Here is a 22,987-nt window from a genome sequence, read left to right as displayed (position 1 = left end):
CCACGCCGTTGCTGTGTGGGTAATCTGACGCATCTTGGTCCGGGAACGCGATACTGTCTTGGGTTGGCTGAGCAACCGACACTTGGAGGGTCAATGGGCGCCTATTCGACCGTGGTGGTAGGAACCGACGGATCGGACTCGTCGCTGCGCGCGGTAGATCGGGCAGCCAAGATTGCGGGGGCAGACGCCAAGCTGATCATCGCTTCGGCGTACCTCCCTCAGCACGAGGATGGCCGGGCGGCCGACATCTTGAAGGATGAGAGCTACAAGGTGACGGGCACCGCCCCGATCTACGAGATCTTGCACGACGCCAAGGAGCGTGCCCATCTCGCCGGCGCCAAGAATGTCGAAGAGAAGGCCATCGTCGGCGCGCCCGTTGACGCGCTGGTGAACCTGGCCGAAGAGGAGAAGGCCGATCTGTTGGTGGTCGGCAACGTGGGCCTGAGCACGATCGCGGGCCGGCTCCTGGGTTCGGTTCCGGCGAACGTGTCGCGGCGCGCCAAGGTCGACGTGCTGATCGTGCACACCACGTAAAGGCGTCTAAACGCGGGCTTTCACCAGCCGCGTTCACGCCACTCGTCGAGGTGTGGGCGCTCGTTGCCGAGTACCGTGTCGTCCCCGTGCCCCGGGTAGATCACGGTGGAGTCGTCGTACACGTCGAACACCTTGGCGGTGACGTCGCCGAGCAATTGCTCGAAATCGCCGGGTTGCCAGGTTTTGCCGACGCCGCCCGGGAACAGGCAATCCCCAGTGAACAGCTGCGTCGTGCCACCGGCCGCCGGTCCCTGCAGAGCCAGCGCGACCGATCCTGGGGTGTGTCCGCGCAGGTGGATGACGTCGAACTTGAGCTCCCCGATCTGGATGGTGTCGCCGTCGGTCAGCAAACGCTCGGGCTTGACCGGCAGGGGACCGGCGTCGATCTCGTGGGCGGCGGTCGGTGCGCCGGTAGCCGCGGCAACCGCTTCCAGCGCCTGCCAGTGGTCGAAGTGCTGGTGGCTGGTGACGATCAGCGACAGCTTCGGGGCGTGCTTCCGGATCAGGTCAAGGAGGGTATCGGCGTCATTGGCCGCATCGATCAACAGCGTTTCCCCGGTCGCGGAACAGGTCACCAGGTAGGCGTTGTTGTCCATGGGGCCTACCGACGCCTTCACAATGGTGGCGCCGGGCAGGGTGCGGCGGGCCGCGGTGCCGGGCTCGACGTGCCCGGTGTAGTTGTCATCGACGACGGTCATGACGGTCACGTTACTTGGTTTGACTGCGGGCCCGGGGTGCTTGTCGGCGTGGCCACATAGCATGGGGAACGAGCTCTGTCTGTGAAGGGAATCCATTGGCTGATCGCCTAATCGTCAAGGGGGCGCGCGAGCACAACCTGCGCGGCGTCGACCTCGACTTACCCCGCGACGCACTGATCGTTTTCACCGGGCTGTCCGGCTCGGGCAAGTCGTCGCTGGCTTTCGACACCATTTTTGCCGAAGGCCAGCGACGCTACGTGGAATCGCTGTCGGCTTATGCCCGCCAGTTCCTGGGCCAGATGGACAAGCCCGACGTCGACTTCATCGAGGGTCTGTCCCCGGCGGTCTCGATCGACCAGAAGTCGACCAACCGCAACCCGCGGTCGACGGTCGGGACCATCACCGAGGTATACGACTACCTGCGCCTGCTGTACGCCCGTGCCGGCACCCCACACTGCCCTACCTGCGGTGAACGCATCGCCCGTCAGACGCCTCAGCAAATCGTCGACCAGGTGCTCGCGATGGAGGAGGGCACCCGATTTCTGGTGCTCGCGCCGGTGGTACGCACCCGTAAGGGCGAGTTCGCCGACCTATTCGACAAGCTCAACGCGCAGGGCTACAGCCGGGTGCGCGTCGACGGCGTGGTGCACTCGCTCACCGATCCGCCGAAGCTGAAGAAGCAGGAAAAGCACGACATCGAAGTGGTGGTCGACCGCCTCACGGTCAAGGCCTCCGCCAAGCAGCGACTCACCGATTCGGTGGAGACGGCGCTGAATCTCGCCGACGGCATCGTGGTGCTGGAATTCCCCGACGATCGCGAGCACGAGCACGACCGCCCCCGCGAGCAGCGGTTCTCGGAGAAGTTGGCCTGCCCCAACGGGCATTCTTTGGCCGTCGACGACCTGGAACCGCGCTCGTTCTCGTTCAACTCGCCGTACGGCGCCTGTCCCGAGTGCGTGGGCCTGGGCATCCGCAAAGAGGTCGACCCCGACCTGGTGGTGCCCGATCCGGACCTCACGCTGGCCGATGGGGCGATAGCCCCGTGGTCGACGGGACACACCGCGGAGTACTTCACCCGCATGCTCGCTGGTCTGGGCGATGCGATGGGCTTCGACGTCAATACCCCCTGGCGCAAGCTGCCGGCCAAGGCGCGCAAGGCGATTCTCGAAGGCTGCGACGAACAGGTGCACGTGCGTTACCGCAATCGATACGGACGCACGAGGTCGTACTACGCCGACTTCGAGGGTGTGTTGGCCTTCCTGCAGCGCAAGATGGCCCAGACCGAGTCCGAGCAGATGAAGGAGCGCTACGAGGGCTTCATGCGCGACGTGCCCTGCCCGGAGTGTCAGGGCACCCGGCTCAAGCCGGAGATCCTGGCCGTCACGCTGGCGGCGGGGGATCAGGGGCCGAAGTCCATCGCCGAGGTTTGTGAGTTGTCGATCGCGGAATGCGCCGACTTCTTGAACGCGCTGACCTTGGGCGTGCGCGAGCAGGCTATCGCCGGGCAGGTGCTCAAGGAGATCCAGTCGCGGCTCGGCTTCCTGCTGGATGTCGGGTTGGAGTATCTGTCGCTGTCGCGGGCGGCGGCCACGCTGTCCGGCGGTGAGGCGCAGCGCATCCGGCTGGCCACCCAGATCGGCTCCGGATTGGTCGGCGTGCTCTACGTGCTTGACGAGCCGTCCATCGGCCTGCACCAGCGCGACAACCGGCGGCTTATCGAAACCCTCACTCGCCTTAGGGCTTTGGGTAACACGCTGATCGTCGTCGAACACGACGAGGACACCATCGAGCACGCCGACTGGGTTGTCGACATCGGCCCGGGCGCCGGCGAACATGGCGGCACCATCGTGCACAGCGGGACATACGCCGACCTGCTGCGCAACAAGAATTCGATCACGGGCGCCTACTTGTCGGGACGGGAAAAAATCGAAATCCCGGCGATAAGGCGGCCCACCGACCCACGTCGTCAACTCACCGTCGTCGGGGCCCGGGAGCACAACCTGCGGGGAATCGACGTGTCCTTCCCGCTCGGCGTGCTGACCTCGGTGACCGGCGTGTCCGGTTCGGGCAAGTCGACCCTGGTCAACGACATCCTCGCCGCGGTACTGGCCAACCGGCTCAACGGCGCCCGTCAGGTGCCGGGTCGGCATACCCGGGTCACTGGGTTGGAGCACCTGGACAAGTTGGTGCGGGTCGATCAGTCACCCATCGGCCGCACGCCGCGGTCCAACCCCGCCACCTACACCGGCGTCTTCGACAAGATCCGCACCCTGTTCGCCGCCACCACCGAAGCCAAAGTCCGTGGCTACCAGCCGGGCCGATTCTCGTTCAATGTCAAGGGCGGTCGGTGCGAGGCGTGCACCGGCGACGGGACCATCAAGATCGAGATGAACTTCCTGCCCGATGTGTATGTGCCGTGCGAGGTGTGCCAGGGTGCCCGCTACAACCGGGAAACCCTGGAGGTGCACTACAAGGGCAAGACGATCTCCGAAGTGCTGGACATGTCGATCGAGGAGGCCGCGGAGTTCTTCGAACCGATCAGCGGCATTCATCGGTACTTACGCACCCTCGTCGACGTCGGCCTGGGCTACGTTCGGCTCGGGCAGCCCGCGCCGACGTTGTCCGGCGGTGAGGCGCAGCGGGTCAAGTTGGCCTCGGAGCTGCAGAAGCGCTCGACCGGACGCACCATCTACATCCTCGACGAGCCCACCACCGGGCTGCACTTCGACGACATTCGAAAGCTGCTCAATGTCATCAATGGTCTTGTCGACAAAGGCAATACGGTCATCGTCATCGAGCACAACCTGGACGTGATCAAGACTTCGGACTGGATCATCGACATGGGCCCGGAAGGCGGTGCCGGTGGTGGAACCGTCGTCGCCGAAGGGACCCCCGAGGACGTCGCCGCGGTGCCGCAGAGCTACACCGGGAAGTTTCTCGTCGACGTCGTCGGGACCGGTGAGCGGACCCCGGCCAGTTCGCCTCGTAAGCGCCGGAAGGTCAGTGCCTGACCCGTTGATGCTGCGCTGACGGCGGTGTCTTCTCGTACTTTTCCGCCCTAGACGCAGTGTCAATCGCAAAAAGGCCCGTATCCACCCAAGGATTTGGCCAATGGCGACGGGAAACGTGGCTTGATCCGGACACCGTCCAGCCACGACGTCAGCTCGTCGGCACGTCGCTGCAGGGCACGTCGCCCGTCGCGGCCAGGGTCTTCCAGGAGCTGCAACCGCACCCGAGCATCGTCGTCCTGGGTCCAGCCGCCCACGATGCGGCCGTTCCACCAGGCGGTGGGACCGGCATTGCCGTTGCTGTCGAAGACCTGAGCGCGGTGTTCGCCGACATACCAATCGCGGTCAAACCAGCCCATTGTCGTGGCGTCCAGCCCCGGCAGCAGCATGCCCCACGGCGGCGCGTCCGGTTCTGACTCCAGGTCGTCCGGCAGCACATAGCCAGGATTGCCGTCCAGATCGACCTCCACCGCGCCGATGGCGGACAAGGCCTTTCGGACAACGGTCAACGTCGTGCCGAACCACCACTTGACGTCGGCGACGGTCGCGGGCCCAAAGGTGCGCAACCACCGACGAATCAATTCGGCTTGAGCGTCGGCCGGCGCATCCAGCGCGCCGAGCCAGTCGGCGGTCGCGACCCAGCGTGGCCGCGACGTGGTCCAGGTTCCGTCATTGGGCCCCCGCACGATGTCGCCCCGCGCCGAAAGCACCGTCAGCACCCGCGGCGCGATCGGAGTCGCGCCGCCCCAACGCTTTCCGGGGGCGGGATCATAAGTGCCGGCCAGTTCGGGCAGCGCCGCCCGCAGTTCGGTGCTGCTGGCCGGCCCGTGCCCACTCAGGTGACGCAACACCACCGCGCAGGCCCGCTCCAGCCACTGTTCGCCATCGGTGGTCAGCCCTGCCTTCACCACGTCGGCGACCAGCCGACGACGTTCGTTGTCGGCAACCCGGTCGGCGGCCGCCGCCTGAACCATCGCCAGGTCATCGGTGTTGACCAGCCACAGGGTCCGACGCATCGCCAGATGCTTTACCGCGGAACGATTCTTGTAGAGCTCCTGCTCCAGGTGAGTGGTTGCGAAGTCCCCGCATCGCGCCCACAGCGACAGGTATGGAGTTGCGGGGTCGGTCGCGTGCAGTCCGACCAGTCCGGCCATGACTTGAGCGACAGGTCCGGTTTCAGCGAGAAAGTGCCTGCGCGCCAGGCGGTTACGCCGCTCCTCAACGGTGAATCGCCGCGGCCTCACGAAAGACTTTCTGACGGGCCGCGCATCAACGCGGCACCTTCGTGCCCATTTGGTTGGCGATCAGCCTGGCTTCATTGTTTGTCCCGGGACCGCAGACGTTGACGTCGAAGACGACGTTGGAAACTGCGGCCAGGTTGTGCTGGCATACCACCGGACTGTCGGCCAACGTCCGCTGCAGGGCGATATTGGGCGGATTTCCGCTCAGCTCGCGGAAGGTCCAGGTTGTGGACTTGCCGTTGTTGACCTGGGTCACGGTTTTTCCGGCGCAGTATCGCCACGATTCCGCTTGCGCGGCGATGAACGCATTGGCCTGGTCGGCGGATGTGAAGAGCACCGCCCCTTGGACCACGACGCGACCCGGGTCGGCGTTCGGCACCTTCAGCAACTGCGCAAACATCCCCGTGTAACCGCTGCTCTTATAGGTCGGAGTCTGAAAGCCGATGAGCGCTCCGAGGCACTTCTCGTCGGACAAGCTGTTTTGCGGGCTGCGGTCCGTCATTTCGGTGACGTTGTGGTCGACGACGAAGCCGGTGGTGCCGACGGTGATGTCGATCTGTCGCGCGCTGAGCAGGAACGATTCCAGTTGTGCGGCGGTCACCGTCGGCGCGGTTGCTGGCGCGGTACTTGTGCTGGCCGACGGGGACCGCGTGGCGGTGGTTGTGGTCGCGCCGATGGACCGCCCAGCGTCGCTCTTGTCCAGCACCAACCACAGCGTGGTCCCGACGACGAGGACGATCACCGCCGCGACCGCGCTCACGATGAGCCACGGACCGCGCCTGGACTTCCGGGCAGGGGGAGAGTGCCAGGGTGGCGGCGGCCCGGGTGTCCAGGGGCCGGACGGCATCGGACCCGACGGCAGCGGGCTGGACGGCAGCATCGGGCCCGACTGCGGTGGCGGCGGGAATCGCTCACTGTCCGCGATGATGGTGGTGGCACGGTCGCGGTCGGGAGCGCTGAGGGCGTCCTGGGCGGCACGCGCCAGTTCTCCTGCCGTTGCATGGCGCTGGCCCGGGTCCTTGGCCATGCCCCGGGCGATGACCTCGTCGAAAGCCGTCGGAATGCCCTGTCGTTGCAGACTTGGCCGCGGAATCGGCTTGTTGAGATGCGCGCCGACCAGCGTGCTCAGGTTTTGGCTCGGGTAAGGCGTTGTGCCGGTGAGGCATTCGTACAGCACGCACGCCAGGCCGTAAATGTCGGAGCGGTAGGTGACTTCGTCGTCGCCGAACCGTTCGGGCGCCATGTAGCTCCAGCTGCCCACGGCGTGGCCGGTCTTGGTGAGGTGTTGATCGGTGGCGGCCGCGGCGATTCCGAAGTCGACGAGGTACGCAAAGTCGTTGCCGGTGATCAGGATGTTCTCCGGCTTGATGTCGCGGTGGACCACCCCGGCGCGGTGAGCGGCATCGAGCGCCTCGGCAATCTGGCTGATGATGGCAACCGCGCGGGGCGGGGACAACGATTCCTCACGGCGCAACAAAGCGCTCAGGTCGGTGCCTTCGATGAAGCGCATGTCGATGAACAGTTGGCCGTCGATCTCACCGAAGTCGTGGATCGGCACCACGTGGGGTTCCTGCAGGCGGCCGGCGGTGTGCGCCTCGCGTCGCATGCGGCGACGGAATGCTTCGTCGGAGTTCAACTCCTGGGACATGAGTTTGAGGGCGACGGTGCGGTCCTTTACGGTGTCGTGCGCTTCGTAGACCTCGCCCATCCCACCGCGTCCCAGTAGCCGCAACAGGCGGTAGGGCCCGAACTGGGTGCCGGCCCGCGAGGTCGGCACCGTGTCACTCATCGGTGCGCATGGCCTCGCGGATCTGCGCCAGGCGCTCTGCCGCAGCGCGCTGACGCTCCTCGTACTGCTCCTCGACCGCGCGGCCCTCGGCGGTCTCGGCGGCGAGTTCACTCGCTCCCAGAGCCGTCGTGTACCGGTTCTCGATCTTCTCGCGGACCGATTCGAACGTCGGAACACCGCTCTCGTCGTAACTCGGGTCAGGCGCCGGGTCAGGCACTGCGGGCGGTGTGGCCTGCCGCGCCGGAAGGGGAGTCTTCTGTTCGTCGGGCATGCCGCCACGTTACTTTGGCCGCGCGTCACTCCGTTGCCGCGTGCGCTCGAAATAGCGCACCATCAGGGCCCAGTACACCATCGTCAGCGCCATCTGCAGTGCCGTCGCGATGACGGCAGGCCAGAGTCTTCGACGGCGAGCGGCAACCAGCCCACACAGCGAAATTGCCGAGGTCAGAATGCTGACAAGCATCGCCGCATCCTTGGGCCTCTGAATGATCCAGCGTTCTTCGCCGAGCATGGCGCGGGTGGCCCAACTGTTCTCGTCGGAAGGCTTGCCGAAGACGAACGGGTTCAGCGCCAGCCATAGTCCGACCCACACCGCATGGCTCGGCCGCCGGGTCCATACCGGAACCAACGTCAGCGGGGTGCTCGCCCAGCGCGTCCAGGCGCTCCAAGGATGGCAGTGGCGCGCGAACATGGCCCTGCGGACCCGAGCAACCGGCCGCACGGCACCACCTTAGTTCGACGGGCCGCACGCCCAGGCCGACTGAGGGAACAGCTAATGCGGCTTCGCCAACGGGAACGGCAGCGTCTCGCGGATGCTGCGTCCGGTGATCAGCATGACGACCCGGTCGATCCCCATGCCCAGGCCTCCGGTGGGCGGCATCGCGTACTCCATTGCCTGCAGGAAATCCTCGTCGAGCTGCATCGCCTCGGGGTCTCCACCGGCTGCCAGCAGGGATTGCTCATGCAGGCGGCGTCGCTGTTCGACCGGGTCGGTGAGTTCGCTGTAGGCGGTGCCGAGTTCCACACCCCAGGCCACCAGATCCCACCGCTCGGCCACCCCCGGGTTCTTCCGATGCGGGCGTGTCAGCGGGGACACCGAGGTGGGGAAATCGATGTAGAACGTCGGATACTCGGTCCGGTCCTCGACCAAGTGCTCGTACAGTTCCAGCACGATCGCGCCGGCGTCCCATTGCTCCCGATAGGGGATGCGTGCCGAGTCGGAGAGCTTGCGCAGGGTCGCCAGGCTGGTCTCGGCGTCGATGTGCTCACCGAGGGCTTCGGAAACCGCGTCGTGGACCGTCTTCACCGGCCAGACGCCCGAGATATCGACCGGTTCGAGACCGCCGTCGGTGTTGGAATCATCGCGAGTCTTCGGTCGCATCACGATGGGTGCGCCGTTCGCCGCCTCGGCCGCGTTTTGAATGAGCTCGCGGCAACCGTCCACCCACACCCGGTAGTCGGCGTGAGCCTGGTAGGCCTCGAGGAGGGTGAATTCCGGATTGTGGCTGAAGTCGACGCCCTCGTTACGGAAGGCGCGCCCCAACTCGAAGACCCGTTCCACACCGCCGACGCACAGCCGCTTCAGGTACAGCTCCGGCGCGATGCGCAGGAACAGGTCCATGTCATAGGCATTGATGTGGGTGATGAACGGCCGGGCCGTGGCTCCGCCGTGGATCTGCTGCAGGATCGGCGTTTCGACCTCGACGAAGCCCTTGGCAAACAACGTGTCTCGCACGGAGCGCAGGACGGCACTGCGGGCGGTGATCAGCGATCGGGACTCGGCGTTGACCGCGAGATCGACGTAGCGGGTCCGCACCCGGGCCTCGGGGTCGGTCAGCCCTTTCCACTTGTTTGGTAGGGGCCGCAGACACTTACCGATCAAGCGCCAGTTCGTCACGATCAACGAACGGGTCCCGGCCTTGCTCGAGCCCATGTGCCCGGTCACTTCCACCAGGTCGCCGAGATCGATGGCCTTGTTGAAGTCCGCGGCACGTCCCTGCTCGAGCTGCGAGTTATCCAGCAACAGTTGCATTTCGCGCGTCCAGTCCCGCAGGTGCGCGAACAGGACGCCACCGTAATTGCGGATCCGCAGGATGCGGCCGGACACCGAAATGGTTGCCTGGTCGTCGGCGTCCATTGCCTGCGCAACCGTGTGACTTGGTGGCCGGCCAACGGGATATGCGTCAATACCGTTGTCGCGCAGCTTCTTCAGCTTCGCCATACGGACCCGCACCTGTTCGGGCAGGCGACGCCCGTTCCCGTCGTGCGTAGCCGGTTCGTCCTGCTGCAGCCCACTCACATCCGGCGCCGAACCGTCGGCATGCAGGAGGCCGGTGGCCACTAGACGTTCGGGCACCGCGGAATGGTGGCCGGTATGCACTTTGTTGCGTCGACTGAACGGCAAGACCAGGAAGCCTTCGGCGATCACCGAGGCGACACCCACCTTGGGCATCAACCGCGCGTCGTCGTAACAGGCGTAGCGGGGCACCCATTCGGGCTGATACTTCTGGTTGGAGCGATACAGCGTTTCCAGCTGCCACCAACGTGAGAAGAACACCAGCAGCCCCCGCCACAACCGGGCGATCGGACCGGCTCCCAGCTGCGCACCCTGCTCGAACGCGGCCCGGAACACCGCGAAGTTCAGCGAGATACGGCTGATACCAAGGTTTTCGGCGTGCAGGACGAGTTCGCTGACCATCAGCTCGATGGTGCCGTTGGGTGATTGCGGGGATCGGCGCATGACATCGAGGGACACACCCGTGTTCCCCCACGGCACCAGCGAGAGCAACGCCACGACCTGGTTGTCGGGCGTGACCGCCTCCACTAGCAGGCAGTCGGAATCGGCCGGGTCACCCAGCCGACCCAGTGCCATCGAGAAGCCGCGCTCGGATTCGGTGTCGCGCCAGGTATCAGCACGTTCGATGGTTTGCGACATTTCCTCCTCGGAAATGTCGCGGTGCCGACGGATGCGCACCGTCAGACCCGCTCTGCGGGCACGTGTCACGGCTTGGCGCACCGCCCGCATGTCGGGACCCGACAGCTTGAATTCGGCGGGTCGCAGGATCGCCTCGTCGCCTAATTCCAGTGCGTTCAGGCCCGCTTCGCGATAAACCTGGGCGCCTCGTGAACTGGCTCCCATCACGCCGGGTGACCAACCGTAGGTCTGGCACAGCTCCAGCCATGCGTCGACCGCCTGGCGCCACGCTCTGGGATCGCCGACGGGGTCGCCGCTGGCCAGACACACACCGATTTCGACGCGGTAGGTGACGGCGGCACGACCGCTGGGGGCGAACACGACGGACTTGTCACGCCGGGTCGCGAAATAGCCCAGAGAGTCGTCTTTTCCGTACAGCTCGAGCAATCCGCGGATAGCCGATTCGTCCTCACCGGTCAGTGCGTTGTCGGCGCGCTGGGATTGGAACAGCACGATCGCCGCGGCGATGAGAGCGAATGCGCCGAACAATCCGAAGACAGCATTGAGGAAAACGTGCGGCTTGCCGGTGAACAGCTCGGGATCGGCGATGGCGAATCCGATCACCCGGTCGGCGACGTACGGCAACCGGTCCGACGGGGCAAGGGATCCCGGGAAGAGCTCGACCAGGCCCCACGACACCAAGATCCCGATGGCGCCGCCCACTAGGAGGACACCGGCGGCCTTGAACAGCGCGCCGCGGCGAACCTTCGCCCAGAATTGCCGGTAGCTGAGGATCAGCACAATGCTGCCCGCCACATGGAAGGCCGCTCCGAGGTTCTCGCCGAAATTCTCGGCTGGTGTGTTATCGCCGGCGGCGATATCGGCGATGTTCAGAGCCGCACCAAGGATCATGTTGCCTAGCAGCACCAGCCAGGCAATCCGCTTACGAGCCGCCAGCGCCCCGGCCAGCAATGCCAGCACGAACGACCACGCGAAACTGGTATCGGGAAAGTTGAACAGGTAGCTGTTGATGAATTCCCGCGGCACCTTGATGAGCCACCGGATCAGCGGCGAGACGCTTGCCAGCAGCGACAAGGTCGCGATGACTCCGACCACCCAGCCCGCGGCGGCCGGGACCCAGTAAAACCGGGAGGTGGCCCTGCTCGGCATCGAGCGAGGCTTTGCAAGTGTCACAGACCGCGAGGATATTCGCTTAACCCAGGAAAATCCCGGCAAGGGGGCGCCGCACGGCAGGTTTATGGCAGGTTCACAGCGGGTTTGTGGACGGAATCCGCGCGGCTCTGTGGCGCCCGGGGCGCTGCCGGAGGCGGAGCGATGCCCGATTTGGGAGTTATGGCTGTTAAACTGACTCCTGCGACCATCCCGGCGAAAGCCAGGGACAGTTAAGTGGAGTCCCACTCCCACCGTTAGCCACGAAGATTTTCACGGCGAAACGGTCCGGTCACAGGCATAGTGAAATGCCTGTTCTGCGCGTGGCGCAGGTGCCCTGAGCACTTCAAGGCACGATCGGTCGGCATTGGGCCCTGCTTGTGCAGGGCTTTTTTGCTCACGGTTGGGTGTCTCTCCCGCTGCCCCGGTTGGATTCAGGCTCTGGTTGCGCCGAAACATCAGCCAACAAGGGAGGCCCCATCAGCACTGAGACCCGCGTCAACGAGCGCATTCGCGTACCTGAAGTCCGTTTGATCGGCCCAGGGGGAGAGCAGGTAGGCATAGTGCGTATCGAAGACGCACTCCGCGTTGCCGCGGACGCCGATCTCGACCTTGTCGAAGTTGCGCCGAACGCCAGACCACCGGTCTGCAAGATCATGGACTACGGCAAATACAAGTACGAGGCGGCTCAGAAAGCGCGCGAATCCCGCAGGAACCAGCAGCAGACCGTCGTCAAGGAACAAAAGCTGCGTCCCAAGATCGACGATCATGACTACGAGACCAAGAAGGGCCACGTCGTCCGCTTCCTAGAAGCGGGTTCGAAGGTCAAGGTCACCATCATGTTTCGCGGCCGGGAGCAGTCGCGGCCGGAGTTGGGTTACCGACTCCTGCAACGCCTTGGTGCAGACGTCGCCGAATACGGATTCGTCGAGACGTCGGCCAAGCAGGACGGACGCAACATGACGATGGTGCTGGCACCGCATCGCGGCGCGAAGACTCGCGCCAAGGCGCGGCACGAGGGTGAAGCTGGGGCGAAACCGGCCGGCGAAACGAAGCCGACGGCCAACTGACCTGCACCGAACGAAGAACTGAGAGAACGAGGAAATATGCCCAAGGCCAAGACCCATAGCGGAGCCTCCAAGCGGTTCCGGCGCACCGGAACCGGCAAGATCGTCCGGCAGAAGGCCAACCGTCGGCACCTGTTAGAGCACAAGCCCTCCAAGCGCACCCGGCGACTGGACGGCCGAACGACAGTGGCGGCCAACGACACCAAGCGCGTCAAAGCGCTGCTGAACGGCTGACCAGCGCCGCTGTAAAGCCCGGTATTGAAAGACCGGTCGGCACCCCGACCATCGACGTACGAACGAAGAATAGGAACTAGTCCATGGCACGCGTAAAGCGGGCAGTAAACGCCCACAAGAAGCGGCGCTCGATCCTGAAGGCTTCCAAAGGCTACCGCGGTCAGCGATCCCGGCTCTACCGCAAAGCCAAAGAGCAGCAACTGCATTCGCTCAACTACGCCTACCGCGACCGTCGCGCACGCAAGGGCGAGTTCCGCAAGCTGTGGATCTCGCGAATCAACGCCGCCGCGCGTGCCAACGACATCACCTACAACCGCCTGATCCAGGGCCTCAAGGCCGCCGGGGTGGAAGTGGACCGCAAGAACCTCGCCGACATTGCGATCAGCGACCCGGCGGCGTTCACTGCGCTCGTCGACGTCGCACGGGCTGCACTGCCCGAGGACGTCAACGCCCCGTCCGGAGAGGCTGCCTAACTCGGCGACCGGGCCCGCGGTGCTCACCGAACGCTCCGGCCGGGTGGTCGCGGCGGTCAAATTGCATCGTCACGTCGGCCGGCGGCGCAGCGGAACGTTCCTCGCGGAGGGTCCTAACCTGGTCGAAGCCGCCGCTGCGTGCGGCCTGGTTCGGGATGTGTTCGTCACCGAGGCGGCATCGGAGCGGTACCGATCCTTGCTCGCGGTGCAGCAGGCGCCGACGCATCTGGTGACCGAGCGGGCGGCCAAAGCGTTGTCCGACACGGTGACCCCGTCCGGGTTGGTAGCTGTCTGCGAGATGCCGTCGACCGGCCTCGACGATGTGCTGAGGGGCTCACCTCACCTCGTCGCGGTGGCCGTCGAGATCAACGAACCGGGTAATGCGGGCACATTGATCCGCATCGCGGACGCCATGGGCGCGGCTGCCGTAGTCCTGGCCGGGCACAGCGTCGATCCCTACAACGGAAAGTGTCTGCGAGCGTCGACGGGCAGCATCTTCACGATCCCGGTCGTCGTTGTCCCCGACACCTACGTCGCGGTGACGGCCCTGCAGGGGGCGGGTCTGCAGGTGCTGGCCACCACCTTGGACGGTGAGATGTCGTTGGATGAAGCCGACCTCGCCCCGCCGACCGCGTGGCTGTTCGGACCCGAAGCGCACGGTCTGCCGGCCGATATCGGTGCCAAGGCCGATCACCGCGTGCACATCCCGATGGCCGGTAATGCCGAGAGCCTGAACGTCGCCGCCGCCGCGGCGATCTGCCTGTATCAAAGCGCCCGGGCGATGCGGATCGAGTCCCGAGGCTGACGTCTGACCCTGCGATCTCTACCCCTGCCCGAAAAGATCTGAGAAGTCGTCTCTGGCAATATCGCTGGTTGCTACTATTCGGCTCTCGCCTAATAGCGACCGCTCTTCTGCAGGGGGAAGGCCATGTCATCATTCCCGGTGGGACCTGAGGCTCTGGCCGCGGCCAGGGCTACTTTGGAAGATCTCGGGTCCGCGCTCCGGGGGGCGAGCGTTTCGGCGGTGCACCAAGCAGCCGCGATTACGCCGCCCGCAGCCGACGACGTTTCTGTAGCGATCACGGCGCTCTTCGCTTCGCACGTTGACGAATTTTCCGCGGTGAACGCAAAGGCGTCGGCTTTTCACACCGAGTTCGTGAAGATGCTGAGCGGTGGCGCGGGCCTGCATATCGAGGTCGCCAACCCGCAGCAAAGGCTGGTGGCAATCGACGGGCAAGCTCGGGCGTTGCTCGGCAATCCGCTGTCCGGACTTGGCGGCGTAGCACCGGTAGCCGCCATGACTGAAGTTAGTTATTTAGATACTCCCTTCGGCCGACTCGAGGTGGTGCGGAAGGTAACCGCGTCCGCCGACGACGGCACCGGACCGGTGAGTGTGCTCATATCTGCGACCACTCCCTTCGGGGACGCGTCGTGGTCGATAACTGGCTTTGCCCCCGCCGGTGAGACAGAGGCGACAATTGGTGTCACTGGTGGAAGCAACCAACTTTCACCTCGATTCCGGCTACTTGTCGCCGCAGGGGGATCAATGTTCACCGGGGGGTTCTCCCTACTCGATGGTGTCAGCGAATTTTCTTCCGCGTTGGGCAGCGGTGATTTCCTGGGCAACGCAGCCGACGGCACCGACACGGTCGAGCGGCCGATTGGGTCGTTCGCAGACTCTGACGGGCCAACCGTCAGCATGCACCCTCCGTTTGGCGGTTTCGCCATGCCTCCTGCGCCGGTGATGTTGTCCATGCAGGGTTGCCCCAGCACCGACGACAGCGGCTCACTGATGACCTACCCAGTGGCAACTCCGCCTTCCAGGGCTAGCGGATCTGCGGGTTGACTGCCGATTTCTGCGACGTCTTCACCGCCCAGTTGTAGGCCGGATGCCGTGGGCTGAAGCCCTTGGGTGTGTGGGTCGAGATTTCGGGACCGGAGAGTTACGACGTGTACCGTCCGGCCGTCAAGCGGCTCGGCCTCGACCTCGGTTCGGACGCAGGCCGGCCAATGAAAGCGTGCCGTGCACCAGCGATCCCGCGCGTTCCATCATGACGCGGGCGGGTTCGAGCGGTGACTTCGGGCGCGGTGGGAAGTAGTGCATCGGCAGTCCGCGGCGATCCCGGGGCGGCGCCACGAACGCGGGCGCTTCGACCAACGGAGCGTCGCTGGGAATGCGTCCCTGCGCACGCCGGTAGGCGGCCAGCGCGCGAGGGTGCAGCCGGATCTCGTCGGGAACCGCCACAAAAGCCAACTCGACCAGTTTTCCGAACAGCCGCAACAGGATCTCGTCGCCCGGCGTCCAACGCATACCCGCCTTCTCGCGGACCGCGGGTTCGAACAGGCCCGCCGCGATCCAGCGTTGACCTGCCACCAGCGGCTTGAACATCTGGTCCCAAATGGGCGTCGGCATGAGGACGAACTTCGGCTTAGGGATCCGCATGTTGAAGATGTCCAGGGTCGCTTGATTGATCTCAAGCTCCTCGCGACCGACGCGTTCCCAGTACTCCTGGAACTCTTCCCATGATTTGGGCACCGGACGCATGCTCATGCCGTACATCCGGTACCACTGCACGTGTTCGTCGAATAACTGGCGTTTTTCTGCTTCGGTCAGACCGCCGCAGAAGTACTCGGCCAGCTTGATGACGAGCATGAAGAACGTCGCATGTGCCCAGTAGAACGTCTCCGGATTCAACGCGTGGTAGCGGCGTCCCTCGGCGTCGGTTCCTTTGATGGTGCGGTGGTAACTCTTAATCTGCTCGCCGGTATGGGCGGCTCGTTCGCCGTCGTAAACGACGCCCATGATCGGGTACACCGAGCGCGCGACCCGTTGCAGGGGTTCGCGCAGCAAGATCGAATGTTCCTCAACGCCCGCGCCCAGTTCCGGGTACATGTTCTGGATCGCGCCGATCCACACACCCATCATCCCGGTGCGCAAGTCGCCGAAGTATTTCCAGGTCAGCGAATCGGGCCCGAGCGGGTCAGCCGATGTCGTCGATGTGCCAGTCATCACGGCCTCCAGGCTCTTTATTTGCGCTCACGATAAGCGTTGACAACGCGCGTTGTCTACGGTTTTGGCCTCTGCGTCGGCATCGTGTTATCGACTGTCGATTTCGCCGTGGCAAGCGCGTGATCAGCGTTTTGTATTTCGTTGCGGCACGGGAAAGTCGGTCGGCCAGGTTTGAGACATGTGTTGACTAGTGGGGGTACGCTTTCCTTCTCGAGCGGCTCAGAGTTTTACCCTGCGTAAAGGAGACCGGCTGTGTCCTTCGTTAGCGTGGTTCCAGACATCATCTCGTCGGCAGCTGGAAATCTGGCCAGTATTGGCAACGCGATAACCGAAGCCAATGGCGCCGCGGCGATACCCATGTCCGGCCTCGGTGTCATGGGCGCGGATGAAATATCCGCCGCGATAAAAGCGGCTTTCGCCGCCCACGCGGAGCAATACCAGGCGGTCAGCGCCAGGGCGGCAGCATTCCATGCGGAGTTCGTGCGCACGTTGAGCAGTGGTCTCAACGCCTACGTCACCACCGAGCTCGCCAACGTCGAGCAGGGTCTGGCCGCAGCGGTGAATGCGCCCGTGCAGTCGTTGTTGGGAGGCGGTCCGGGTGCCGCTGCGGCGGCCGCGGCCGAGGAAGTCACGCGGAGTTTCAATCTTCCGCTGGGCCCGTTGCAACTGTCGGGGAGCTACACGGCAACCACGCTCACGGACGGATCGGCGTTCGCCAGTGGGAGTGCCGCCGCGACCCTCACGACACCGATTGGTCAGCAGGTGCTGTTTTCAGCAAGCGGGACCGGAGGCATTGACGCCAGCGGCCCGCTCTTCGCATCCATCAATGCAACCACCCCGTATGGTCCTGTGGGACTGTCGCTGAACGGGACCAGCGTGACGGGGTTGGGCCACCCGGCATACCAAATCACCGGGGGGAGCGTCACATTGCCACCCTCGCTGCCGCTGCTGCTTGCTGCCCAATATGGTCCCGCCGCCACCGGTACCGCTTCGCTGATGAACAGCACCAATAGCTTTTTCAGTGCGCTGAGCAGCGGCAACCTAATCAGTGCCGCTCAAATCGCGGTGAATTTCCCGTTCAGTTACAGCGAAGCGGTGTTGTTCGGCCACACCACTGTGTCGTTCCCGGACACGTCGCTCGCCGCGGCGTTGGGCCTTCCCCCAGTAGTGCCCCAAGTGCACATTCCGTTCGGTGGAGTGTTCGCCGATCCGCAGCCCATAACCGTGACGATCCCGACGTACAACTTCGGCGGGGCGACTCTCGTCGGTTCGACATTCGCGCTCCAAGGGACTCAGTTCGGCGGCGTGGTACCGCTCTTTAAGAACGCGCTCGGCCTGCCCTTCTAGCCCTTCTAGGCTTCGAACAGTCGCGGCCGCTCGACGTCGTCGAGACCGGGGGCGACCACCCTCTTCAGGTCCGGGTGGGGGACAGCTATTGTCTGCTCAGCGCCTCGGGCACGCCTGCCCGAGGCGAGGTTTCTGCTTTTTAAGGTCATCAAATATTTCTTAGCTAAGACACCATTGCTCGCCAGTACAGTCTGTGTTTTCATGGGTACCTGGTGATAGCTGGGGTCGGTCAGAGGGGACGGCTGTGTCATTCCTGAACGTAGCGACAGACGGGCTGTCTGCTGCGGCCAGGAGTTTGAAAAAGGTTGGCGCTGCACTGAATTCGGCCAACAAGGCCGCAGAGGCGCCGACCGTCGGGATAACGGCCCCGGCCGCGGACCAGGTTTCTGCGGCCGTGATTGCGGTGTTTGGCAAGCACGCCAGCGAGTTTCAAATCCTCGGTGCTCAAACGGTGGCGTTCAACGAGCAATTCGTCGGGGCGTTGAACAAGGGCGCGGCGGCCTACCGCAGGGCGGAGGTGGCCAATGCCCAGCAGGTTTCGGCCGAGGCAGCGGAAGCATCAGCCATGGCGCTGGGGCACCCTCTCGTTGACCCTGCGGGCGCTGCGGCACCCAAACCTCCGACGATTGATGCACCGTTGGCCGGCGCGGCGGTTGAGGTCGGCGACACCGTCAGCGTCAGCGTGCCCCTGTTCTCCGGGGGCGCCGCTACCGGAGAGCTGTGGCTGACCGGCACCGTGACGCCGACGGGCGGAATCCTGGTCAACTCGGCAACCAGCCTCACGGCCCCGCCGATCATGTACGGCGTCGGCCTGATCAATCCGTTAGGTACGGCGCTGGCGGCCGCACAAGGCAGCGGCGTGGCGTACCCGGGCACCTTTGGCGGTAGCGCTTTCGCCCAGGCGCTCGGCTCACTGCTGCGGGCTCCGGGAACCGCTGTCGGCGCCGTGGCCCTCGGTCACGGCCCGTTGGCGTGGTTGCTTCCACCCGCGGCGGATGTGGTGGACGGACTACCGGCAACCGGCGTCGCCCCCGGCCTTCGGGGTGGCTTTGGTCCCCTTCGTCCAGCAGCTGTGGCCTGGACCACTTCCGGCAGGCCGCAAACGCAATCGGTCTGAGCCGACCCGTTCACTAGCCCTGCAGACCGTCGTCATCCTGCCTGTTAGCCGACTTGTGATTGCTTGCCGGCCGGGCCCCATTGATGTGACTTGCGACAGAAGTGGGGCCACCGTCGTTGCCCGTTGCGCCCTCACCACCTACCCTTGCCACGTGGAGGTCGGGCCTGATGATTCGGAGTCCGGCGTGTCCGAGGAAACGACGACAGCGGTTGCTGAGCGCAGTTCGCCGCGACGTTCCGCCACGGAGTGGCTGCGCAGCAGGAATCGCAGTCCCGGTCTGATCTCGCTCGTTCGTAAGGCACGCCGATTATTGCCGGGTGATCCCGAATTCGGTGACCCGTTGTCTACAGCCGGCGACGACGGGCCGAGTGTTGCTGCGCGCGCTGCCGACCGGTTACTGGCCGATCGCGAAGCGGCATCGCGCGAGGTCAGCCTGGGTTTATTACAGGTTTGGCAAGCATTGTCGGAGTCCGTGTCCCGGCGGCCGGCCAACCAAGAGGTGACGTTGGTGTTCACCGATCTGGTCGGTTTCTCGACGTGGGCGCTGGAGGCTGGGGACGACGCTGCGCTGGTTCTGCTGAGGAAGGTGGCGCGCGCGGTCGAGACCCCGTTGCTCGACGCGGGCGGGCACATCGTCAAGCGGATGGGCGACGGGATCATGGCGGTGTTCCGTGATCCGACGGTCGCCGTGCGGGCCGTCGTCGCCGCCAAGGAGGAGCTGAAGTCCGTTGATGTGGACGGTTATACGCCGCGAATGCGGGTAGGCATCCACACCGGCCGGCCACAGCGGCTGGGTGCGGACTGGCTGGGTGTCGATGTCAACATCGCCGCTCGGGTTATGGAGCGGGCCAGCAAAGGCGGGATCATGATCTCCAGCCCTACCCTGGATCTCATTCCCCAACGCGAGTTGGACGAAATCGGCGTGGTCGTCAAGCGGGCACGCAGACCCATATTCGCCAGCAAACTCACCGGAATCCCTCCGGACCTCGCGATCTACCGCCTCAAGACTGGTAGGGACTTGACAGCTGGCGATAACACAGACGTGACCAATGACGATGCATAGTGGACGACGATGATTTACGGTTTCCTATCCCGGCTTACCCGGGTCCGATTCACCGTGGGTTACGTGGCCGCCCTCATCTCGGTCAGCGCCGTCGCCGTGATGCTCACCCCCGCCGAACACGAGCGCTTGATCCGGCATGCGAGCACCAACCTGCACAATCTGTCTCATGGACGCCTAGGCACCCTGCTGGGTAGCGCATTCGTCGTGGAAGCCGGGCCGATCTACTTCTGGTTGCCCTTCCTGACCTGCCTGCTCGTGCTTGCCGAACTGCAACTGCACAGCATCCGGTTGTTGGTTGCGTTTCTGGTCGGCCACATTGGGGCGACGCTGGTGGTGGCGGCGGCACTGGCCGCCGCGGTCGAACTGGGTTGGATGCCGTGGTCGATCACCCACGCCACCGACGTCGGGATGAGCTACGGCGCGTTGGCAACGCTTGGTGCGCTGACGGCAGCCATCCCGCGCCGCTGGAGGCCGGCGTGGATCGGTTGGTGGGTAACGGTAAGTGTGACCGCCGGGTTGATTGGTGGCGAATTCACCAACGGCGGTCACGCGGTCGCGGTCGTGTTGGGAGTATTGGCGTCCACCCGCTTCCGTGCGTCGGCGCACTGGACACCGGTGCGTTGCGTGATGCTGCTGCTGTCTTCCGGCTTCGGATTCCTGATCCTGGGGCACAGCTGGTTGGCAATGGGCGCCGGGTTGGCGTTCGGCGCGGCGGGCGCCCTGCTCGCTGAGATCATTGCGCACCGGAATGGCCGCCGGGACGCGGTGGTTAGTCAGCCGGCGTGACGCGGCGGTCCCGAAACAGTTGTGGAAACTGACTATTGCTTTGATCAACTTCTGGACGAATTGATGAGAATGTCAAATGAGTCCGGGTGCAACTATTTCGGTAATTAAGTGTCGATCCCGAGCTGGACGCGGGCCATAAACCCAATCGGGCCGACCGCGAATCCCATTCTGCTGCAATGTATCTCAGTGAACTAGCGGAGCGGGGTCCGGTGCGGGCCGGCGTCGTCGCGCATACTCATAGATTTCCAAATTGAATTGCCGCATATTTTCGTGTAACTCTGATCGGACCTGATTGGCCACGCGGAGGATGGCATGTCTTTTCTGGTCGCTAATTCGGAGATAGTGGTTGCCGCGGCGACCGAATTGGAAGGCATACGTTCGACGCTGGAGGCGGCGAATGCGGCCGCGCCGACAACGCGGATCGCGGCCGCCGCCGCCGATGAGGTGTCGACCGCCATCGCATCCTTTTTCGCTACGTATGCGCAGGAATACCGTGCCCTGAGCTGGCAGGCGGCGGCCTTCCACGCGCAATTTATCCAATCGTTGACGTCGAGCGTTAATTGGTATGCCAGCGCCGAAGCGTCCAACGTGTCCTTCTTGCAGGGCCTGGAGCAGCAGGCTCTCAGCCTGCTGAATGCGCCCACCCAGGCAATGCTGGGCCGGCCGTTGATCGGTGATGGGGTTGACGCGACGGTGCCCGGCGCTCGCGGCGGAGATGGTGGGCTGCTGTTCGGAAACGGCGGCAATGGCGCGGCAGGCGCAGAAGCCGGGCAAGCCGGGGGAGCGGGCGGTAACGCCGGGTTGTTTGGAAACGGCGGCGTCGGCGGTGCCGGAGGTGCCGGCGCGCCTGGTGGAAGCGGGGGCCGCGGCGGTCTGGTAGCGGGGAACGGCGGCGCCGGCGGACAAGGCGGGGTGGGCGTCGCGGGCGTCAACGGTGGCCTTCCCGGGCGCGGCGGTAGCGGAGGTCTGGCTGGGGCATTCGGGCAAGCCGGAGCCCACGGGCCAGACGGCGCCGCTGAGAGCGGTGGCACGCCCACCGATCCTGGTGGGTCTACCGATCCGGGTGGGTCTACCGATCCCGGTGGCCCTGGTGGGGGCGGCGGAGTAGCGGCGACCTTGGAGACGACGCGTTGGGATGGCGGTTACCGCGCCAACTACCACGTCACCAACCCGGGCTCGACGGCGACGACCTGGAAGATCGAATTCGACTTGCCGAGCGGGTCGATCGGCGACATCTGGAATGCCGAACTGTCGCAGTCGGGCACTCACTACGTGCTCACCCCGAAGTATTCGCCCACGCTAGACCCGGGCGCCTCGCTCGAAGTCGGCTTCATCGTCACGCAGCCTGGCGAGTACTCGCCGCCGACGAACATCGTCATCAACGGCGAGCCCGTCACGGGTGGCTCCACGCCTACGACGCCGCCGACAGACCCACCGCCGGTAATCCCGCCCATCGTCCCGCCGCCGCACACGCCTAGCTCCACGACGGGGTTGTTCGCTCCGTACGTCGACATGACGCTGTGGCCCCAGTTCGACTTCGCCGGGGCCGCGAGCCTCGGGGACGTAGACCACGTCGTGCTTGGTTTCATCACCAGCAATTCGCAGGGCATGCCCGCGTGGGGAGGCTTTGACGCATACACGATCGGTACCGGCAACCTGCTTTACCAGATCAACGACCAGATCAATGCGATGCACAACGCCGGTATCACCGCCACCATCTCGTTCGGCGGTGCGGCGAACCAGGAACTCGCCCTGACCGAAACGAGCGTGACCGCACTGGCGGCGAAGTACCAGTCGGTGATCGACGCCTACGGGATCCGTAACCTCGACTTCGACATCGAAGGCGCGGCTCAGGGTGACGTTGCGTCCTTGACACGTCGCGCGCAGGCGATCCGAATGATCCAGGAGGCTGGGTTGGCCAGCGGCAAGCCGGTCGAGGTCACCTTCACCGTTCCGGTGCTGCCGTCGGGTCTGACCGCAGACGGCATGCGGGTCATCACGAACGCCATCGCCAATGGTGTGGATATCAGCCGCGTCAATGTGATGGCCATGGACTACTTCGACCCCAGTCTGCCGGTGGCCGGCAAGATGGGCGACTACGCGATCCAGGCAGCAACGGCCGTCCACGATCAACTCGTGCCGCTGTATCCGAACAAGACCGACGCCGAGATCTGGGAGATGGTGGCCGTGACGCCGATGATCGGCGTCAATGACAACCCGGTCGAAATCTTCACTCTGGAGGACGCCCAGAAGTTGCTTGACTTTGCCGAGGCAAAGGGATTGGGCGGCCTGCACATGTGGTCGATCAACCGCGACTACCCGGGTCCGCTGGGCACGCTGTCGAACACCAGCAGCGGAGTGGACCAAACCCCGTGGGCTTTCTCTCAGATCTTTGAGAAGTTCGACGACTGATCCCGTCCCTGACCTGGGGTCATCGGGCCACCTTGGCGATGACCTATGATCGGCACTTGCGTCATACCCGTGCCGTGAACCCACGAGCTTGGCCTGGGGGACGGACCGAGGTGCGGTATCCCCT

Annotated in this window: 19 protein-coding genes; 12 read left to right on the top strand and 7 right to left on the bottom strand. The window is 64.7% G+C overall.

Going from position 1 to position 22,987, the window contains the following annotated elements; translation table 11 throughout:
• The first annotated feature begins 93 nt into the window (after positions 1-93).
• Positions 94-534, top strand: coding sequence for a universal stress protein (locus BST27_RS09140; protein WP_069417135.1), 441 nt, complete (start codon positions 94-96; stop codon positions 532-534).
• Between the two features lie 20 nt (positions 535-554).
• Here the strand turns inward: BST27_RS09140 and BST27_RS09135 are convergent, their stop codons facing one another.
• Positions 555-1,232 (bottom strand): MBL fold metallo-hydrolase, encoded by a 678-nt coding sequence (locus BST27_RS09135; protein ID WP_069417235.1) that lies wholly within the window; start codon positions 1,230-1,232, stop codon positions 555-557.
• Between the two features lie 95 nt (positions 1,233-1,327).
• Between BST27_RS09135 and uvrA the strand changes: the two genes are divergently transcribed.
• Positions 1,328-4,243, top strand: coding sequence for an excinuclease ABC subunit UvrA (uvrA, locus tag BST27_RS09130; RefSeq protein ID WP_069417136.1), 2,916 nt, complete (start codon positions 1,328-1,330; stop codon positions 4,241-4,243).
• A gap of 59 nt (positions 4,244-4,302) precedes the next feature.
• On the opposite strand, the gene BST27_RS09125 is transcribed toward uvrA, so the two are convergent.
• The 5 genes from BST27_RS09125 to lysX all read right to left on the bottom strand — a co-directional run bounded on the left by BST27_RS09125 (position 4,303) and on the right by lysX (position 11,354).
• Entirely contained in the window at positions 4,303-5,385 is a 1,083-nt protein-coding gene (locus tag BST27_RS09125) for a winged helix DNA-binding domain-containing protein (RefSeq protein ID WP_232007118.1), read from the bottom strand.
• Between the two features lie 124 nt (positions 5,386-5,509).
• Complete coding sequence (locus BST27_RS09120; protein ID WP_069417138.1) at positions 5,510-7,270, bottom strand: serine/threonine-protein kinase PknH/PknJ; 1,761 nt, start codon at positions 7,268-7,270, stop codon at positions 5,510-5,512.
• Positions 7,263-7,541, bottom strand: a complete 279-nt coding sequence (locus tag BST27_RS09115) for a hypothetical protein (protein WP_069417139.1) — start codon at positions 7,539-7,541, stop codon at positions 7,263-7,265. Before BST27_RS09115 ends, BST27_RS09120 begins: the two co-directional genes overlap by 8 nt.
• A gap of 9 nt (positions 7,542-7,550) precedes the next feature.
• Complete coding sequence (locus tag BST27_RS09110) at positions 7,551-7,991, bottom strand: DUF6653 family protein (protein ID WP_346242998.1); 441 nt, start codon at positions 7,989-7,991, stop codon at positions 7,551-7,553.
• Between the two features lie 51 nt (positions 7,992-8,042).
• Positions 8,043-11,354: a bifunctional lysylphosphatidylglycerol synthetase/lysine--tRNA ligase LysX gene (gene lysX / locus BST27_RS09105; protein ID WP_197518048.1), complete on the bottom strand. Its 3,312-nt coding sequence runs from the start codon at positions 11,352-11,354 to the stop codon at positions 8,043-8,045.
• Between the two features lie 479 nt (positions 11,355-11,833).
• Here lysX and infC point away from each other — a divergent pair, with 479 nt between their 5' ends.
• The 5 genes from infC (at position 11,834) to BST27_RS09080 (ending at position 14,974) form a co-directional block, all read left to right on the top strand.
• The gene (infC, locus tag BST27_RS09100) at positions 11,834-12,424 is read left to right on the top strand and encodes a translation initiation factor IF-3 (RefSeq protein WP_079219521.1); all 591 of its coding nucleotides are present in this window, start codon (positions 11,834-11,836) and stop codon (positions 12,422-12,424) included.
• A 36-nt stretch (positions 12,425-12,460) separates the two neighbouring features.
• Positions 12,461-12,655, top strand: coding sequence for a 50S ribosomal protein L35 (rpmI, locus tag BST27_RS09095; protein WP_069417142.1), 195 nt, complete (start codon positions 12,461-12,463; stop codon positions 12,653-12,655).
• A gap of 83 nt (positions 12,656-12,738) precedes the next feature.
• Positions 12,739-13,128: a 50S ribosomal protein L20 gene (gene rplT, locus BST27_RS09090; RefSeq protein WP_069417143.1), complete on the top strand. Its 390-nt coding sequence runs from the start codon at positions 12,739-12,741 to the stop codon at positions 13,126-13,128.
• Positions 13,129-13,147: 19 nt separating this feature from the next.
• Positions 13,148-13,933, top strand: a complete 786-nt coding sequence (locus tag BST27_RS09085) for a TrmH family RNA methyltransferase (RefSeq protein ID WP_069417144.1) — start codon at positions 13,148-13,150, stop codon at positions 13,931-13,933.
• Between the two features lie 123 nt (positions 13,934-14,056).
• The gene (locus BST27_RS09080; RefSeq protein ID WP_079219516.1) at positions 14,057-14,974 is read left to right on the top strand and encodes a PE family protein; all 918 of its coding nucleotides are present in this window, start codon (positions 14,057-14,059) and stop codon (positions 14,972-14,974) included.
• 120 nt (positions 14,975-15,094) lie between these two features.
• Here the strand turns inward: BST27_RS09080 and BST27_RS09075 are convergent, their stop codons facing one another.
• Positions 15,095-16,138: an oxygenase MpaB family protein gene (locus BST27_RS09075; RefSeq protein WP_069417146.1), complete on the bottom strand. Its 1,044-nt coding sequence runs from the start codon at positions 16,136-16,138 to the stop codon at positions 15,095-15,097.
• A 252-nt stretch (positions 16,139-16,390) separates the two neighbouring features.
• Between BST27_RS09075 and BST27_RS09070 the strand changes: the two genes are divergently transcribed.
• The 5 genes from BST27_RS09070 (at position 16,391) to BST27_RS09050 (ending at position 22,863) form a co-directional block, all read left to right on the top strand.
• On the top strand, positions 16,391-17,485 hold the full coding sequence (locus tag BST27_RS09070; RefSeq protein ID WP_079219517.1) for a PE family protein: 1,095 nt from the start codon (positions 16,391-16,393) through the stop codon (positions 17,483-17,485).
• Positions 17,486-17,729: 244 nt separating this feature from the next.
• Positions 17,730-18,602, top strand: coding sequence for a PE family protein (locus BST27_RS33580; RefSeq protein ID WP_232007113.1), 873 nt, complete (start codon positions 17,730-17,732; stop codon positions 18,600-18,602).
• Positions 18,603-18,786: 184 nt separating this feature from the next.
• Entirely contained in the window at positions 18,787-19,665 is an 879-nt protein-coding gene (locus BST27_RS09060; RefSeq protein ID WP_269149696.1) for an adenylate/guanylate cyclase domain-containing protein, read from the top strand.
• 9 nt (positions 19,666-19,674) lie between these two features.
• Positions 19,675-20,451 (top strand): rhomboid-like protein, encoded by a 777-nt coding sequence (locus BST27_RS09055; protein WP_069417149.1) that lies wholly within the window; start codon positions 19,675-19,677, stop codon positions 20,449-20,451.
• A 312-nt stretch (positions 20,452-20,763) separates the two neighbouring features.
• Positions 20,764-22,863, top strand: coding sequence for a PE domain-containing protein (locus tag BST27_RS09050; RefSeq protein ID WP_083148440.1), 2,100 nt, complete (start codon positions 20,764-20,766; stop codon positions 22,861-22,863).
• The last annotated feature ends 124 nt before the right edge of the window (positions 22,864-22,987 follow it).

The organism is Mycobacterium intermedium (assembly GCF_002086275.1).
Lineage (GTDB): Bacteria > Actinomycetota > Actinomycetes > Mycobacteriales > Mycobacteriaceae > Mycobacterium > Mycobacterium intermedium.
Note: the sequence above shows the minus strand (reverse complement) of the source record. Positions and strands in the feature narration are given on the sequence as shown.